Consider the following 16,046-nt stretch of genomic DNA (forward strand, 5'->3'; position numbering starts at 1 on the left):
TTTATTTTTTGTTTTTAATTTGAAAATGTTTGTGCGAAAGCTGTCATAAGTGTGTTTTCCATTCTTTTCTCATTATGCTTTTGTAGCCAGAGAGCTTCTTCCAAAAGTTTGTAAAACTCATCCATAGGTAATTGGTAAGGATTTACGTGAAAAGCGTATCTAATAAGTGCAGCCGATTTTTTGAATTCGTCTTTTTGTGGTGTTGCATCTATAATGAATTCACTGTCTTTTTTGATTATTTCGACGATTGAGTTTCCTGAAGAAAGCATGAACTCGTCATTATAATTTTCTTTCTCAAGTAAACATTCTTTAAATAAAAATAGAATCGCTTCATGTGGATTGTCTTTGTAAATATTTTGATAATTTAGAAATGTATTGAAAGAAGGTTTTTTGCAGTAAACTGTAACCAATTGATCATCAGAAGTGATTTTAAGCAAAGAGCCGTGTTTTTCTTTTAGGTTTTGAATTGTTATTTCGTCAAGCATTTTTTTTATGTTTTTGATTAAGAATTAAATATTGCTGTCTCTGAATTCTTTTTTGACGGCTTCTTCCAGGCTTTCGTTTTTTGGAGAAATGTTTAATGGAGCGATTGTAAACTGTTCGATAAAAATGTTTCCTTCAGAAGTCTGAGCCAAAGGATTTTTAAAATTGCTCATGTCTGGTGCAGGAGGTGTTTCTCCTAAATCTTTTGGTGTAAAATCCATGATTAGTGATTGTTTAATTGTTAATATGAATAGTTGAGTTAAGGGTATAGTTGAGGTATCTGCTTTCTAAAATGTTTTGAATGCAGAAGTTTTTTATGCTGTTTAAGTAAACTAATAGCCGGAATTAGAGTATGTAAAAATAAGACTTAAGGAGGCGAAAAACGAAAAATAAGGAGCTCGTTTTCAGTAGTTTCAGTAAGAAAAAATTAAGCTTAATTATGAGTATTTTATGCTTTAGAATATAAAAAACCAGAATTAAAGATTCTTTATCTTTTGATTCTGGTTTTCAATTATATTAATTATTTAGTGTAAAGCAGATTTTTAAAATTTGGTTTTTATCCTCACTAAAGTTTCCCATTCTCCAAACCAGTTGCTTTGTAAATCAGTTTCTCTATAAGTGCCATCATTGCTATATTCTATTAATCTGTAAGATGATTCGAAGGCATCAAATTGATTTGTTAAACTACCTCCTAAATATAACCTTGGTCTTAATGTAGCAGGTGATTCTCCAGCAGTAACATTCATGGTGAGTTGAAATAGTAAAGATGGATTTTCAGATAATATACTATTTACAGTATTTGAATTCATTATCATAAATTCAGCTAATTTCAAACCACTTTCTCTGCGAGTAACTGAATTATATGGAGAAGGTAATGCACCTTGAAAGATTGGGTCTAAGTAACTATAATCTGGATTAAGATATCGGACTGTATTTTCAATTATACCATTTCGATTCTCAATATTGTTATAAAATAGATTAGTGCCATTATAACTGTTTATATCCGATAAGGTTATATTTTCTATAATTGCTTCTGTAAGTGGTTCGAAACTGCTTATCAAATTCGTATCTCCACCATAATAAGTTGCTTCTGCCAGGAAATTTCCTTCGCAATAGCCAATTACACTGTCGCCAATTTCTAATTTATCTGTTGTATTGGGGTCAACTTTAAAAATTAGAAATTCTCCCGATGGAATGATCTTTTGGCTATTTTTTAGTTGGTCAATATCCTCAATATCTTCTGCAGGAATTTTGTCATATTTATGCCGAAAAGAATCCCAAGTATCCCAAAACTGAGTTTGCGTTGGTTTTAAACCCGTTCTAAACCAGTTTTTGATTGTTTTTAATGTTTGTATTGCCATGTTTTTTGTTTTTCCATTTAATTATTATTGTAATAGGCTTTAAAACGCATCAAAGTCTATGAAAGATTTAAGATCTTTGATAGGGCTTTGATGCATTGGATTAAAGAGAAGTTGTTTTTTGAATGCTTTTTAGATAGAAATGTTAAAACTAGAATTCTTAAAGAATTACATAAGCCAAACTATTATTATAGAATTCTTTTGTACTGCCGCTTACTACAGTCGATGATGTTTCATTTGTACCCGAATTCCAAATAGTTCCTTGTATTGTTATTGTGCCAGATCCAGCATTTATAATTTGAAACCTTATTTTATTATTTCCAAAGACAGGAGGTAAATTCCAGGTTACTGGGGCATTTCCTGTATAGGTATAATAAATGGTGAGAGCGTTAGTATTTAGAGTTATCGTATCACTTGAATTAATGATGACATTATCGTTTATTGCATTTATTTTGTACTCTAAATACTCTTTGGTAGCAATAGCTTTTCCTGTGCTTTCAGATTTAATATCTGAAAGTAAAGTACTTGGTAAATAGCCTAGTCCTCTAGAATCAGTATAAAAGTCTGGATTGGCAATTACATTGCCAGATTGGTCAACTATTAAAGAGTTTCTATAAGTTGGACGGCTAAATCTTGTGTAAACTTTATTTGTTCTGCTGGCAACATAAACGGATCCATCGCCTCCAACGGCAATACACTGTGGTCCTTCAGCAGTAGCACCTAGTACTGTTGAAACCCCATTAGGAGAAGTTTTTGTAACACCATTACTGCCAATTGTATAAACATTACTTTGATTATCTACTTTAAGATCCCAGCCTCCTGTAACAGTGTCTGATAGTATGGTAGTAGTTCCATCAGGAGCAATTTTATAAAGATTGGTGGTTCCTGAATAAAAACCATATGCGTATATATATCCGGTATTTTGGTCAGTTGCCAAACAAATTGCACCGTTTAAAGAACCTGACCTTAGCTGCGACATAGTACCATTTGGAGATATTTTTCTAATCATACCATTATCATGAAGTATATACATCATGCCAGAAGCTTTGTGCCTAGTAAAAGCATATACTGAAGGGGCTATAGGTTGGGGTTCGGATGCCAATAATTTAATAATACCGTCTGGAGTTATGGTATAAATTTCTCTTAATGAAGTTAGAATACCTAAGACATACATATTATCATACTCATCAATCTCGATTCCAACATAAGTTCTGTTGGGTAGTGTTGCCCATGTAGTAGTAACTGTACCATTTTTATCTATTTTGGTTATAGTTGCTGCTGATCTATTTACAGTAAAAAGATTTCCTTTACTGTCCATAACAATTCCAGATGGATATGCTCCTGTATCAGCAATAATAGTTGTCACACCGTCAATGGTAGTTTTCCTTACATTGCTATCGACTCTATCTGTTAGATAAGTATTGCCAAAATTATCAACAAGCATATCCCATGGATATGAACCAGTTGTTCCAAACATTATTGGTTTACTTTCGATTGTTCTAGCTGAAATATTAGGTAGTTTTAACCCTGAATAATCAACGACTGTACTGCTAATTCTCGTTGAAGGTCTTAAAATTGTAACTTCATCTGGAGTATCAAGTATGCCACTGTCTACAATTCCACTTCCAGAGTTGTTAAATTTGGAGATACGGTTTGGAGTTCCTGAAATAAATCCACTACCTAGTGATTCAAGGTCTGATGTGGTAGCTAATGTATAAGTACCTGATTCCTTGTCGGGGAATTTATAGTGTAAGGCTCTTCCTGCTGTATAACTGCTATCATTTAAGGTCAGTGTTGTAGAGCATCCTTCTGCTCCTGATCCGATTGATCTGCTGATAAAATCAGCATTGTAAGTGGTATTTGCAAACTCGTTTGACGCTCCTGATTTAGTATCTGAAACAAATAAACCAGTCCCGTTCAGGTTTATATAAGTGGGTGATGCAAAATAATTAAACATAGCAATATTAGAGTATCCAATATTGCCGTTATCCAATACACTTTGTAAATTTTGATTGCCTCCCGTAACGTCGTCTGTCGTCGCTAACGTATAATTACCATTAGGCTTATCAATTGGTAAACTATAAGTGGTTTGAGTTGAGGTGTTATAAGGAACTTTAAGAATATTATACCATCCATTAGTTCCATTATCATTATTTAATAAAGTGATGCCTTCATTTGTTAGCGATATATTGCTGTTAACACGTCCTGGGGCAGGTTCTGAATGGCTTAAACTAGCATATGTATTCCCTAAAACCATAGATGATCTAGTATTACCGTCACCTGTAACTAATTCAATGGTTCTTGAATCAGGATCTCCATTCAATAGTTTTATTCTACTATTTCCTCCATCGAATTGTGCAGTTTCTCCAGTCTCCAATGTCTCTTGTAACCCCTGAGGTTCTCCTCCAAACTCACTTCTAGAAACAGATTTCACTTCCTTATCTGCACCATAAACCAAAACATTGTCGGTTGGTTCGCCTTCATTTACAGTATTTAGTTGTAAAGGCTTATTAATTATTTGTGTTCCTTTTGATTCGTCAGGCTTTGGTGCTATATTTTCTTTCATTTTTTTGCTTTTTTAATTAATAATGTACTTTATAATATTTCCTCAAAAAACACTCAGGATTATTAGAAATCTATATCTTCAATAATTCTGAGTGCTTCATTAAGTGATTTAAAAGTTTTAAAATGCTTAAAGTTTTTTTACGATTTTTTCTTTATGAAACTATAAATTCCTCCGAATCTTCAAAGTCACCAAGAGTGTCTGTTAATTTCATAATTGTACCAGAAGGTAAATCAAGCCAATACACATATAATTTAGGATAATAGCCTGTTGGCCATGAAGTAGAAAACTCAAGTTCTCCTGGTCTTTTATACTTAATGGCAATTCCATTGTAAGCACCACAAGTATAAGATCTTAAAAGTATTTCGTCATGAAGTTCGTAAGTGATAGAATTAGTATCAAATGAAATGATTTTTCCCACTAGATTATTAGGTTTAGTAAAACTGCTCATCAAACTTGTATCTCCGCCGTAATAGGTTGCTTCGGCAAGGAAATTTCCTTCGCAGTAACCAATTACACTATCACCGATTTCTAATTCGTCAGCTGTATTAGGAGCAACTTTAAAAATTAATAACTCTCCAGATGGAATAATTTTTTGCCCCGTTATTTGATCAATATTTTCAATATCTTCTAAAGGGATCTTATCATCTTTATGTCTAAAAGAATCCCATGTATCCCAAAATTGGGTTTGTGTTGGTTTTGAGCTAGTTCTAAACCAGTTTTTAATTGTTTTTAAAGGTTGAATTGCCATATTTTTTGATTTAAAAATTATTTAGTAATGAAGTAGGTTAAATTCTGCTTTTTTGAATTCGGGCAAGAATCTGAAATTATGGATGTCTCTTTTTTTTTGCCTTTAGAAATTATTTTTATCCTTTGAAAACAAAGGAGTAATGCTTGGCAATACGGCCGATAAAAACAAACCAATCAATTTAATTCTGTTAATTGCGATCAATGAAAGTCCTGCTTGTTGTAAAAGATCAAATTTTGTATCAATAATTCCTGTTATTACAATTAAAATGCTCGCTAGTACGGCAATAGTTTTCTGATTCATATGTGTAAGTTTTAGTTTGTTTATGGTCTTGAAGAATGTGTTTTTATTCTAATAATTGAAGATTAAATTTTGAGTCATAAAAAGGAAGTTCTTATCAGGTATTTTAGGCATTTTACTGATGCCAAATGCAAATCTGTAATCCATAATGGTTATTGTTTAAATTGATTAATAAATAAAGTTGTAATTGCTTTCTGAAGAAAAATGAGATTGGAAAACTGACAGATAAATGCTGTTCAGAAATGATAGCTCCATTGGATAATTTGAGGTTGTAAAAGTAAGTCAGAAGAGTAGAAAATGAGCAAGAAAAAGACGCGTGTTTTCAGTAGTTTCAGTAGAAAGAAAACTTACTGAAACTACTGAATGCTAGTGGTTTGTAATTTTATAATTACGAATAAGGATGTTACTTTTACACCCAGAAAAAACACCAAAGCGATGAGTAAAAATACAATTCACAATTTCAATCTTTCCATACAAAATAGTGCTGAAATTCAAAACTCAGAACACTTAACTGAAACTATTATCAAAGAGTTGGCTAAAGTTTCAAACGAAATGAATCAGCAAAAAGATATAACCCAATTATGGCAGGAACAACAAGATAAAAATGCCAGTTTAAACGTTTCTAATTTCTCAACCGAAGGCGGCGCTGCTGAAACATTTGCTAAAAATAAAGAAACAGCACAATCAGTTAGCAATACTCTTTCGGTTTCAGGGAAAGCTATAGAAAGCACAACTAATAATGGATTGAAATTTATTGAAAAAGCTTCTTTAACAACATCAACTTTTAGCGCTCCAATCGGAGAAGGCGTTACTGATACCACAGGAGGAACAATTTTCGGTTCTTCTGCATCAGTTAGCACTACTTCTCCGATTTTGGGAGTAGAAAATGATTTAAATAGCGAATTATCGTCGCAAGTTTATTCCAATGTCGCGTCACAAGAGGTGTTATCAGTTCCACAAGCATTTCATGCAAGTAGTAATGAGCCAACAATAGAAGCGGTAAGAGCCGAAATCAAAAAGAAATTGGAAGAGGCGACGAAGGCAAATGATACAGAGATGATTACATATTGGACTCGTATCGATAAAGCTTTTGATGGAGAAGCAAAGATAACTGATTTTGAAAATGAACTGCCTTTTGCAGAAATGTATAATGCATTGAGACAGTCAGAATTATCATCAATTGAAATTAAAAACTTTAATTGGGAAATGGTTCGTGAAAAAATGATTGAAGCAATTAATGCTAATATATTGAAAGGTGCTATTTCAAAAGAAAATAAAATCCGTTGGGGAATAATCAAAAACAAATTGGCAGATGATAAAACAAATGTTGCTAATCTTTTTACGCAATATGACGAATTATTTTTATTACTAAAAGAAGTTGAAGGACTTGATGCTTTACCTAATTCTATTACGATAACAACAAAAACGAAAATATATCCTAATTTAAGCAATCCTTATGCGAATATTGGAAAAGAAGATGTTTATGTATTTCTACAAAGAAATAATAACGTTGATGTTTCTGGAAGTTCTGTAAAATCGGGTGCAGTAAAAATTAAAAATAGTACTGAAACTTCATTTATTGTAGGCGAAAGTTTGGAATTTTTACTTGATGAAACCTTATTAAAAGAAGGAAAAAATAAAAAAGAAAACATCAATTGGATTATTTACAAAGATTCAAAAAAATTAGGAACAGAATTTATAGATAAGGGTACATCTTTTACTTACAACTTTGATGCTCCAGGAACTTATATTGTAGAAGCATACGGATCAAGACCTGGCGCAAATAAAAAGGCAACAGCGAGTACATCGGCATTTATAAAACTAAGTATAATTGCTCAAGAAATTGTAATTACGCCACCTGTAAGCATCAAAAATAAATTGGGAAGAACTTCTGTAGAAGAGCACTTGTTCAGAGTATCTTTAAAAAATCCACAAATAAAAACTCTAAATCCAGTAAAACTTTATTATCAAGTAGTATACACAAATGAAGATAAAGCAACTGTAGTTTCGAAGGAACAAGAGCTTGATTCGACAGGAATTGTTAAGCTAGCGATGCAAAATTTTGGAGAATATGCTATTAAAATTGCCAGTAAAGATCAATATGGTCTAATTCAGAATCAAACATTTAGCGCGATTAAAAACTCTGTTGACAGTATAGAAATCCTCACGCAAGCTGATATTAGCAATGATGTTTATTTTTGGAATGAAACAAGCCGAGATGCCATATTTGCTGCCAAAAGCTTTAAAATTGAAGCTACTTCGCAAGAAAGAGAAAATGTAAAATGGTTGGTTTATGAAGAAAATGGCAAAACTTATATACCAGATGGTTTTAAACTGCAAATAGAAAATAATGAAGCGGGGAAACAATATCTCGCTAAAGGAGAAACGTTTGTTTTTCCAATTCCTAAAAAAGAAGGTGTATTTATTGTTGAGGCGTACAGCAATATTATGAAAGGTTTGAAATCAAAAATAATCAAAAAAATATATGTCAAATATCCAAAAGTAACTGAGGCTTCTTGGACTTACACCGATGGAAGTACAAAGAAAACCTCTGGTTTTGCGGGAGAAATGAATACTATAAAAGCAAGTATTCCAGGCTATGGAAATCAGCAGGTAAGAATTAAATTCTTTTTAAATGATAGTAGAGAGGTTAATTATTACAATGACACCAAAACAGACGGAAATGGAGAAATAAACAAAAAATTAAAATTTGATAACGTCTTACAAAAGCATTTCGGAATTCAGAAAGGCAAAACAGCCAAAATTAGATTTGAGCTTGAAGGGATAAAAAATGGAAAATCATACCCTTTTAAGAAAGACAGCAATGTGTATGATGATGCAGTATTAAATGTCGTTACTGCTGCTAAAATAACAGATGCATATTTTGTTTATGAAGGAAACCGAGTATCTCCTTTTACACAAGTGCCATATGGTTCAAAAGTAACAGGAGTGGTTAAAACTTTAAATATGGTAGGGAAGGAAGTAGTATTAAAAGTTTATAAGGATTTCCGCTATCCTAAACATAGTGTAAAAGTTATTGTAGATAACGAAGGAACTGCAACAATTGATTTTACTTTGAATGAAAAATGGCAGGAAATAAATTTTATGCAAGGTGTAATGGATATGTTTTATATCGCGATGGTAGGGGTAGAATCAAAACTTTATTCTGAGAATGGATTGAATGCTGTTTTGAGTAATGATACAAAAGTGAAAAATGGTAATTCAGTAATTACTAATAATGGATTTGGCATTATGTGGGGAGCAAAAGTTACTCCAGAATTCCGTAAAAAAGTGGTTCAGATATGTAAAGAACTTTGGGGAGAAGAAAATAAACTGAGAATGGCAAACCATTTAATGATTTGTATGAATGTGGAAACCAAAGGAAAATTTACCTCAAGTGTGGGTTATCCAGAAGCGACAGGGTTGATACAATTTACTGGAACTGCTATAAGTGAAATGAATAGAGTACAAAATGGAATAAAGTATACTGGTCCTGATTACAAAGACAAACTGCTAACTAGATCTGATTTAAGAGATATGACAGAGATTAGACAGTTAGATTTTGTTAAGCTATATTTTAAAATGCATATAGAGCGTTATAAAAGAGTTATTGATAATGCTGAAGATATGTACATGGCAATTTTTGCACCAATTGGCGTAGGAAAAGATGGAAATGAAGTTCTTTATGATAAGGCATTAAGTCCTAAAAATTATCATGATAACAGGAGTGCAGATGGAGAATATTGGGATGAAAAACAACACCAGATAATTAAAGGGAAAAAAGATGAAAAACTAACAAAAAATGAATTGACACCTAGAATAAAGCAATCGATTCACCTTGGGAAAATGTATGCAATAGAAATTGATGAAACTAGAAACTTGGACGTTGTTTTAGCAGACAAAATAATAAAAGAAAAGAGAATTACATTTAGTTCAATTCATCCATATTTATCTACAAATGACAGAGCTAATGCAGATGATAATATCAAAGATGCTTCTGAAGGAAATAAAGTGTATACAAGTGAATATGGACATGCAAGAGGTAAACAGGTTAAACTTTCTGTTGGAGTGCTATATGTTCTTCATGAATTAAGCAAAAAATATAAATTTAATGTTCAAGAGCTTGCAGGTGCCTCTCACTCTTCAGGTAGTCAGCATTATAAAGGAACAGCTATAGATATTAACACAATTGACGGTAAGCATGTCGACGATAAAAACTATACTGAAGAATTTTATGTAGAATTAACTAAAGCTGTTAAAGAAATGGGGGCTGTAAATGTTTATCATCCGTATTATTCTGCTACTCGTGCAGATAGAACTACTACAGAAGAAAGAAGAAAAAGACTTAGAAATGGAGAGAAATTAATTCCAAAATCGGATCACTGGAATCATATTCATATTCAATTTTAGTATATTCGCTTAAATATTTTAAATAATGAAAAAAATAATTTTAATAATAGCTGTACTGTTTCTTTCTTGTAAAAAGAAAGAAACAGTAACCGAAAGCAAAGTAGGTAATGAATTAGAAAAAGGGGAGTATTTTACTTCTTACAACAAAAAGCAAAGTTCTGCTCTACAACAAAAAACAGACACTTTAAATTTGTTCTATATTGATAGTCAATTAAATAGAGTTGAGATCAAAGTTTTTAATGAAAGTTTTGGTGGAGATACTCCTTCGGGTTATGTGAGATACGGATATCATATTAATAAAAATAATATTTTGGATGCTACTGTTACGATCAATGACACTTTAGAAGTCAATAACGGTTCAGATTATCCAAGAAAATATGAAGAGTACTATAATTTTTATAGAAACACCTACATTTTTAGTTACGTATCTCCAGATGGGAAAAAACTTGAAAATTACTTTAAGAGCACTGAAGATCCATCTAAGGGATATTTTAGCAGTCTTTTATCTCTAGATATTGTACTAAGTAAAATAAATTTCCCTCTGGAAAAAATGCCTAAATCTTTGTATGATATTAAAAATAATAAGGAGGATTTGTATGCAGGTCAAGATTCTTTAAAAGTATATGAAACAAATGATACAGGTCGTTTTAAAGTAATTTCTTCAAGTATACCTTTTAATTATTTAAGAGATATTAAAATAAAAAAAGATGGAAATTCATTTAAATATTTTGCTAAAGTTTCCATAAAGAAAGAAGGTTTAAAATACGTAGACCTAAAAGAAATAGAAAGAATACAAGTCATAAATCCTCATTTAGACGAAGAAAGATTTGTCACATCATCAAATGGATTAGAATTGTATGACAACTCACAAGAAAGCGATTGTTTTGGAAAGGAAGAATTTCTGATTGTAAAAATACCTAAGGGAGAACGAGTTGAAATGAAAGGTGGGTCTGATGATTATTTTTATATAGATGGTAAAAAAGGTAGTTTGGTAAATGTAATTTACCAAGATAAAGAAGGGGAAACCAAAGAAGGTATTGCATTTAGTGGATACCTTTCGATAAATAAGCCTTAAGGAAATAAAAAAATTATGATAGATTTCAACTATTAGCTGCATTAAACAAATTTTAAAAGTAATTAAGATTTCAAGCAAAAAAGCCTATAAACATTGAGTTTGCAGGCTTTTTTGTAAAAACAAACTAAGGTGAAAACTAGAACCCAAAGCTTTCAACACGATTTTCTAGAAAGAAAAGGAATCTTTTGTATTGATAATCAATGCCCTATCATTCAATAAACCTCAAATCATATCGCTCCTCATAAAACGTTTTTCCCCATTCTTGAACTTGTTCCGATTTTGTGAGCTCGAATCCCATCATTTTATACATTTGAAGCGCTTTGTCTTGCATGTTTGTGGTAAGCAGAAAAACATTTTTGAAATTTTTCTCTTTGCAAAAATCTACAGCATCAGTCAATAATCTTTTACCAATTCCAAGACCTCTAAAAGCAGGATCTAGAAGAAACCATCTCAATTGCGCTTCTTCGTTGGATTGATGTACGATTGCAACACAACCTACAATTTTGTTGTTGTATTGGGCCATCCAAATTCGGTCATTTTCTGGGGAATATTTTTCTAAGAAATCGTAAAAAGTCTTGATGACATACTTTTCAAAATCGGTCGAAAAATTGTATTCTTTGCCATAAATCGTGCCGTGTAAATGAATAATATAGCCAACATCTCCAGGCGTAATTTTATGACGATACGTAATAGCTTCTCGAGCTATTTTATTTTCTGTCAGCAGGTTTCTAACCGTTTTCATTGAATCAATCAAAATTTCTTTTTGCGAAGAATTCAGATTCTCAATTTTACCTTCAATCTTGTTTTCAGATTTAGTATTTAAAACACTTAATAATTCATTGCCAGAATCGGTCAGTTTAATGTTTAAAGCGCGTTTGTCTTCTTCTGAAGCGATTTTCACAATTAAATTTTCCTTTAAAAAACGTTTTAAAATTCGGCTTAAATATCCTTTATCCAGATTTAAAATTTCAGTGATTTTTTGAGCTGTTATAGTTTTGCTTTCGCTGATTTCATAAAGGATTCGTATTTCAGTCAAAGAATATTCGCTGTCTAAATAATGCTGACTTAAAATATCTAAATGCGCAGTATAAAATCTATTGAAACTTCTAATTTTTGAAGTCGTACTAGTCATGATTTGATATTGTATTGTTGAGGTACAAATATATAAAATTAGTTGCTTTTGTCAACTATTTTTGGATTTGTTTTTTTATGAGTTCGCCAATTTTTTAGAAGCTATTTTTGAAAAAGCATGCAAGAATATTATAAAAAAAAAACTCCAAAATCTGACTTTTGGAGTTTTTAGTGCGGATCAAATAATTATGAAAGCCTAGTAATACTCTAGCATTTTTCTCATATCAATTCACAATTATTTTTTTATAAGAAACTTTATTATTTTCAAAGTTTAATTTGAGTATATATAAACCTTTTGTAAAATGACGAACATCAATTTTAATGTCATCAGGATTTACGACTTTGTTTTTGAGTATTACTTTTTGACCATTTAAATTGTACATTTCGAGAGTATCTATTTTTTCTTCATTATTGAGTTTTATGGTTAAAAAGTCAGCTACAGGATTAGGATAAATAATTATATTTTTCTGATTAGAGAAATCACCAACATTTAAAGATGAAGTTTTATATTGATAAGTGTCTGAGTAAATTTTAGTGCCATATTGATTTGCTACTATTCTATAATAATAAGTTTGGTTTGGAAGTGGATTATTAATAGAAGAGGTCACTATAGTTGTTCCGTTTCCATAAATAAAGGATGGATTTGTAGCAATTGAATTACCAAAACTATCCGTAAGACCATATTCAAATTGTATATTTGTTAAATAATATCCGTTGCTATTTACCAACCCCTTTAAAACTATCGATTCATTTTTGTTCTCTATTTTTCCAGATGCCATTATAACTTTACCAGATATGTTAAATACAGCCTCATTACTATAAATAGTATTGCCATTATAATTGCCTTTTAGTCTAAAATAATAGAACGAATTTGGATCTAAATTTGAGATTTGTGCAGTTACAGTTTCTGTACTATTGGCTGTAATTTTAGATAAACTTAGAGGTACGTTTTTTTCATAATTCAATGTTCCATATTCAAGAACAAGATCGGTAATATCGTAAGTATTGGCAGTAATATAACTGGTAAAAGTAACTGTGTTCTCTTGTATATAAGGACCATACAAAAAGAATGTATATTCAGGTTTTGTTGTAAAAGACACGGTATTTCCGTAAATAACTTCTCCTTGATGTTTGGCTTTTATTCTGTAAAAATAGGCTGTATTGGGTTTTAAATCAGTTAGGTTGCTCGTAATGCTTTCTGTTGATTCTTTATGGACTAATGATGGATTGGCGCTAATTGTTTTATCTAAAACATTATTTTGTAGTCCATATTGAAATTCTATAGAACTTATATCGTTATAATTTGAAGTAATTTCTGCAGTAAGTTGAGCTGAATTTGTTGTGCAGTTAGGATATAAATCTGTAATAGTGTAATTAGGCAAAGTAGTAAAACTTAAAATTTTACTAGTGTAAGTTTTTGAGTTGTAGTCTGCTAATATTCTAAAATAATATGTTGTATTAGGAGCAAAATTTGTTATATCTGCGAATACATTTAACGACTCATTTGCATCTACTTTTTCTGGTATTGCATTCATTATTTTGTAAGAGGAATAATCAGCATTATAGTATTCAAAACGGATATTGGAAATTTCCCCTTTATTTGATGTAACATTTCCATTTAAAGTAACAATTGAATTTTTTACAACAGGAGTTAATGCCTCTAAAGAAACATCATCATATTCTACATCACTTCTGTAAAGTCTTCCATTTTCACCACTCCTAAAAATTTTATCTGATGCAATTTCTATTGATCTGATTCCGAATTGGGTAGTTAATAGTTCCCAGCTTTCCCCTCCATTAACGGTTTTATATATTTTTCCGTAATCCTCTGCCACATAACCTACGTTTTTTGAGTAAAATTTAATGATGGTGTAATATGCAAAAGGAAGAGTTAGTTTTTTCCATGTTTTTCCACCATCATTCGTCTTATATAATAATCCTTGGTCACCTGTAAAGTAGCCATTGTCTGCATCAACAAAGTCAAAATCTACAATATCATCTTCTACTTCTATACTTTGCTTCCATGTATTTCCTCCATCTGTTGTCTTGTACATAAATCCAGTAGAATAACCTATCCTGTTTCCGTACCCGATCTGACTATTAACAAACTGAATTTTACCATATTCGTTATTAGAAACCTGACTCCATGTAATTCCGCCATCAATGGTTTTTAATGCTATTTTTCTATTAAAGCCTCCAGAAATGAAACCTGTATTTTCATCTGTAAAAAAAACAGAACTCAATCCTTCGTCTACAGAAATGCTTAGTTTATTCCAAGTAAGTCCACCATCAATAGTTTTGTAAACGTCTCCGGAAATGCTGGTTGTTCCTCCTCCGATAGAATACCCTACATTTTTGTTAACAAAGTAAAAACCACTGCAATATTCATAATGTTTTACACTTCCAACTTGTGACCAAGAATTTCCGTTATCGACTGTCTTATAAAAAATCTGACCTGTTTCAAAGTATCCAGTTCCATCATTAAACATTTGAATTTTTTTGATAAGGTTATAAGTGAAAGAATTTTCTTTCCAGGTTTTGCCGCCATCTACCGTTTTGATTATTCTACCTCTCGCACCAGTTGCATAACCGATATCACTATTTTCAAAGTAAATTCCATACATCGAGGTATTGTAAATGTATCCTTTCTGAAAAAATATCTGACTCCATGTAATTCCTCCATTTTCTGTTCTAAATGTTGCACCACTATCTCCTGTTACAAAGCCTATATTTTCATTTAAAAAATAGAAATCATAAATGGCCTGACTAATTCCTGTAATTTCAATCCATGTTTCTCCTCCATCAGTTGTTTTAAACACTTTGCTATGTTGTTGTGATGAAAAACCAACTTTTTCGTTGATAAAATAAACGGTAAAAAAATCTGAGGGAAAAACATTTGTACTTTGGGTAACATACCAGTTTTGTCCGCCATCAATGGTTTTTAACATTTTTCCGTTTTTACATGCAGCATGTCCGATTAATTCAGAATTAAAAAAAGTTTTATTCACATCCACATTAGGAATGCTTAAGCTCGTCCAAGTAATTCCACCATCAGTAGATTTAACAATACTATTAGAACTTGATAATATGATGGTAGTGCTATTAATTACATTAACGGTATTGAAAGAAACATTGAAACCCGTTGAAATTTTTGTCCATGAATTTCCTGAGTCTGTTGTTTTTAAGACGTATCCAAGGTCACCAACAATAAATCCAAGATTATTAAAAAAGTTTATATCATTGCTTGAGGCGGTAAGTGTAAGCTTTTTTTTCCAAGAATTACCTGCATCCTCGGTTTGTAGTAATTCGTCAGATGTAAGTATGTAGCCGACGGTTGAGGATACAAACTTTACTTTTTTTCCTGTGTTGACAGTTGGTTTAGGATTTAATAATTCCCAATTTGTTTGGGATAAAATTGTATTCGCAGAAAGGAAAAGACATAAAATCAGGAGTAGTTTTTTAATCATAGTTCGGATTTATTTTTGCTGATCGAAAATAAAAAATGTCAGACTAATTTAGAAAAAATTAGATGCTTTTTACATGAGGTGTTAAAAATAGTTGTGAACATAAAAATTTTATTCTCTTCATTCATTTTTTTTTGAAAAGAATTTTCAATAGAATAAAACTCATTTTAAGGCATTCCTATTAATTATTTGTTAAGCACTTTTTCGCTCCAATTCTGCTTTTTATAAGATAAAGACTGTTTATCTCAGACAAAGTTTCTGAGTTTTTGCTCCAAATGCTGTAAAGCTTTATTTCGTGGCTAATTTTCGACTTCAAATGTTAATAATATGTTTCGTTTTACAGGGGTTTTATTAATGTAAACGTAACCTAATCAACCTACCCCTAGGTTTAATTTTGGAGACATATAAGAAGAACCCAATACTTTGTATATGCCAATTTTTAAACAGCAGGATCATTATCAAAACGAAATCAGAAAAAGTGTTTTGGCTCACGCTTTTCATTTGATTAATCATA

Annotated in this window: 10 protein-coding genes; 2 read left to right on the forward strand and 8 right to left on the reverse strand. The window is 31.4% G+C overall.

Annotated features, from left to right (window positions below; genetic code table 11):
• Positions 1–14: 14 nt before the first annotated feature.
• The 6 genes from ACPWTF_RS18905 to ACPWTF_RS18930 form a co-directional block, all read right to left on the reverse strand.
• Positions 15–485, reverse strand: a complete 471-nt coding sequence (locus ACPWTF_RS18905) for a hypothetical protein (protein ID WP_427872505.1) — start codon at positions 483–485, stop codon at positions 15–17.
• Positions 486–509: 24 nt separating this feature from the next.
• Positions 510–704, reverse strand: a complete 195-nt coding sequence (locus tag ACPWTF_RS18910; protein WP_427872506.1) for a hypothetical protein — start codon at positions 702–704, stop codon at positions 510–512.
• A 321-nt stretch (positions 705–1,025) separates the two neighbouring features.
• The gene (locus ACPWTF_RS18915) at positions 1,026–1,844 is read right to left on the reverse strand and encodes a hypothetical protein (RefSeq protein ID WP_427872507.1); all 819 of its coding nucleotides are present in this window, start codon (positions 1,842–1,844) and stop codon (positions 1,026–1,028) included.
• Between the two features lie 157 nt (positions 1,845–2,001).
• Entirely contained in the window at positions 2,002–4,407 is a 2,406-nt protein-coding gene (locus ACPWTF_RS18920; protein ID WP_427872508.1) for a hypothetical protein, read from the reverse strand.
• Positions 4,408–4,558: 151 nt separating this feature from the next.
• Positions 4,559–5,155: a hypothetical protein gene (locus tag ACPWTF_RS18925; protein WP_427872509.1), complete on the reverse strand. Its 597-nt coding sequence runs from the start codon at positions 5,153–5,155 to the stop codon at positions 4,559–4,561.
• A 102-nt stretch (positions 5,156–5,257) separates the two neighbouring features.
• Complete coding sequence (locus tag ACPWTF_RS18930; protein ID WP_427872510.1) at positions 5,258–5,455, reverse strand: hypothetical protein; 198 nt, start codon at positions 5,453–5,455, stop codon at positions 5,258–5,260.
• A gap of 432 nt (positions 5,456–5,887) precedes the next feature.
• Here ACPWTF_RS18930 and ACPWTF_RS18935 point away from each other — a divergent pair, with 432 nt between their 5' ends.
• Both ACPWTF_RS18935 and ACPWTF_RS18940 read left to right on the forward strand, forming a co-directional pair.
• Positions 5,888–9,862, forward strand: a complete 3,975-nt coding sequence (locus ACPWTF_RS18935) for a hypothetical protein (protein WP_427872511.1) — start codon at positions 5,888–5,890, stop codon at positions 9,860–9,862.
• Positions 9,863–9,887: 25 nt separating this feature from the next.
• A complete protein-coding gene (locus ACPWTF_RS18940; RefSeq protein ID WP_427872512.1) occupies positions 9,888–10,937 on the forward strand; it encodes a hypothetical protein in 1,050 nt (349 codons plus the stop codon).
• A 208-nt stretch (positions 10,938–11,145) separates the two neighbouring features.
• Here ACPWTF_RS18940 and ACPWTF_RS18945 read toward each other — a convergent pair whose 3' ends face one another.
• Both ACPWTF_RS18945 and ACPWTF_RS18950 read right to left on the reverse strand, forming a co-directional pair.
• A complete protein-coding gene (locus tag ACPWTF_RS18945) occupies positions 11,146–12,069 on the reverse strand; it encodes a bifunctional helix-turn-helix transcriptional regulator/GNAT family N-acetyltransferase (protein WP_427872513.1) in 924 nt (307 codons plus the stop codon).
• 223 nt (positions 12,070–12,292) lie between these two features.
• Entirely contained in the window at positions 12,293–15,535 is a 3,243-nt protein-coding gene (locus ACPWTF_RS18950; protein WP_427872514.1) for a YCF48-related protein, read from the reverse strand.
• Positions 15,536–16,046: the final 511 nt, after the last annotated feature.

This window comes from Flavobacterium sp. MMS24-S5 (assembly GCF_050320125.1).
GTDB classification, from domain to species: domain Bacteria; phylum Bacteroidota; class Bacteroidia; order Flavobacteriales; family Flavobacteriaceae; genus Flavobacterium; species Flavobacterium tyrosinilyticum.

Coding starts and splice junctions, on each gene's coding strand:
- ACPWTF_RS18920 (WP_427872508.1), bottom strand. CDS start 4,407: ATGAAAGAAAATATAGCACCAAAGCCTGACGAATCAAAAGGAACACAA.
- ACPWTF_RS18950 (WP_427872514.1), bottom strand. CDS start 15,535: ATGATTAAAAAACTACTCCTGATTTTATGTCTTTTCCTTTCTGCGAAT.
- ACPWTF_RS18930 (WP_427872510.1), bottom strand. CDS start 5,455: ATGAATCAGAAAACTATTGCCGTACTAGCGAGCATTTTAATTGTAATA.
- ACPWTF_RS18940 (WP_427872512.1), top strand. CDS start 9,888: ATGAAAAAAATAATTTTAATAATAGCTGTACTGTTTCTTTCTTGTAAA.
- ACPWTF_RS18945 (WP_427872513.1), bottom strand. CDS start 12,069: ATGACTAGTACGACTTCAAAAATTAGAAGTTTCAATAGATTTTATACT.
- ACPWTF_RS18915 (WP_427872507.1), bottom strand. CDS start 1,844: ATGGCAATACAAACATTAAAAACAATCAAAAACTGGTTTAGAACGGGT.
- ACPWTF_RS18910 (WP_427872506.1), bottom strand. CDS start 704: ATGGATTTTACACCAAAAGATTTAGGAGAAACACCTCCTGCACCAGAC.
- ACPWTF_RS18925 (WP_427872509.1), bottom strand. CDS start 5,155: ATGGCAATTCAACCTTTAAAAACAATTAAAAACTGGTTTAGAACTAGC.
- ACPWTF_RS18935 (WP_427872511.1), top strand. CDS start 5,888: ATGAGTAAAAATACAATTCACAATTTCAATCTTTCCATACAAAATAGT.
- ACPWTF_RS18905 (WP_427872505.1), bottom strand. CDS start 485: ATGCTTGACGAAATAACAATTCAAAACCTAAAAGAAAAACACGGCTCT.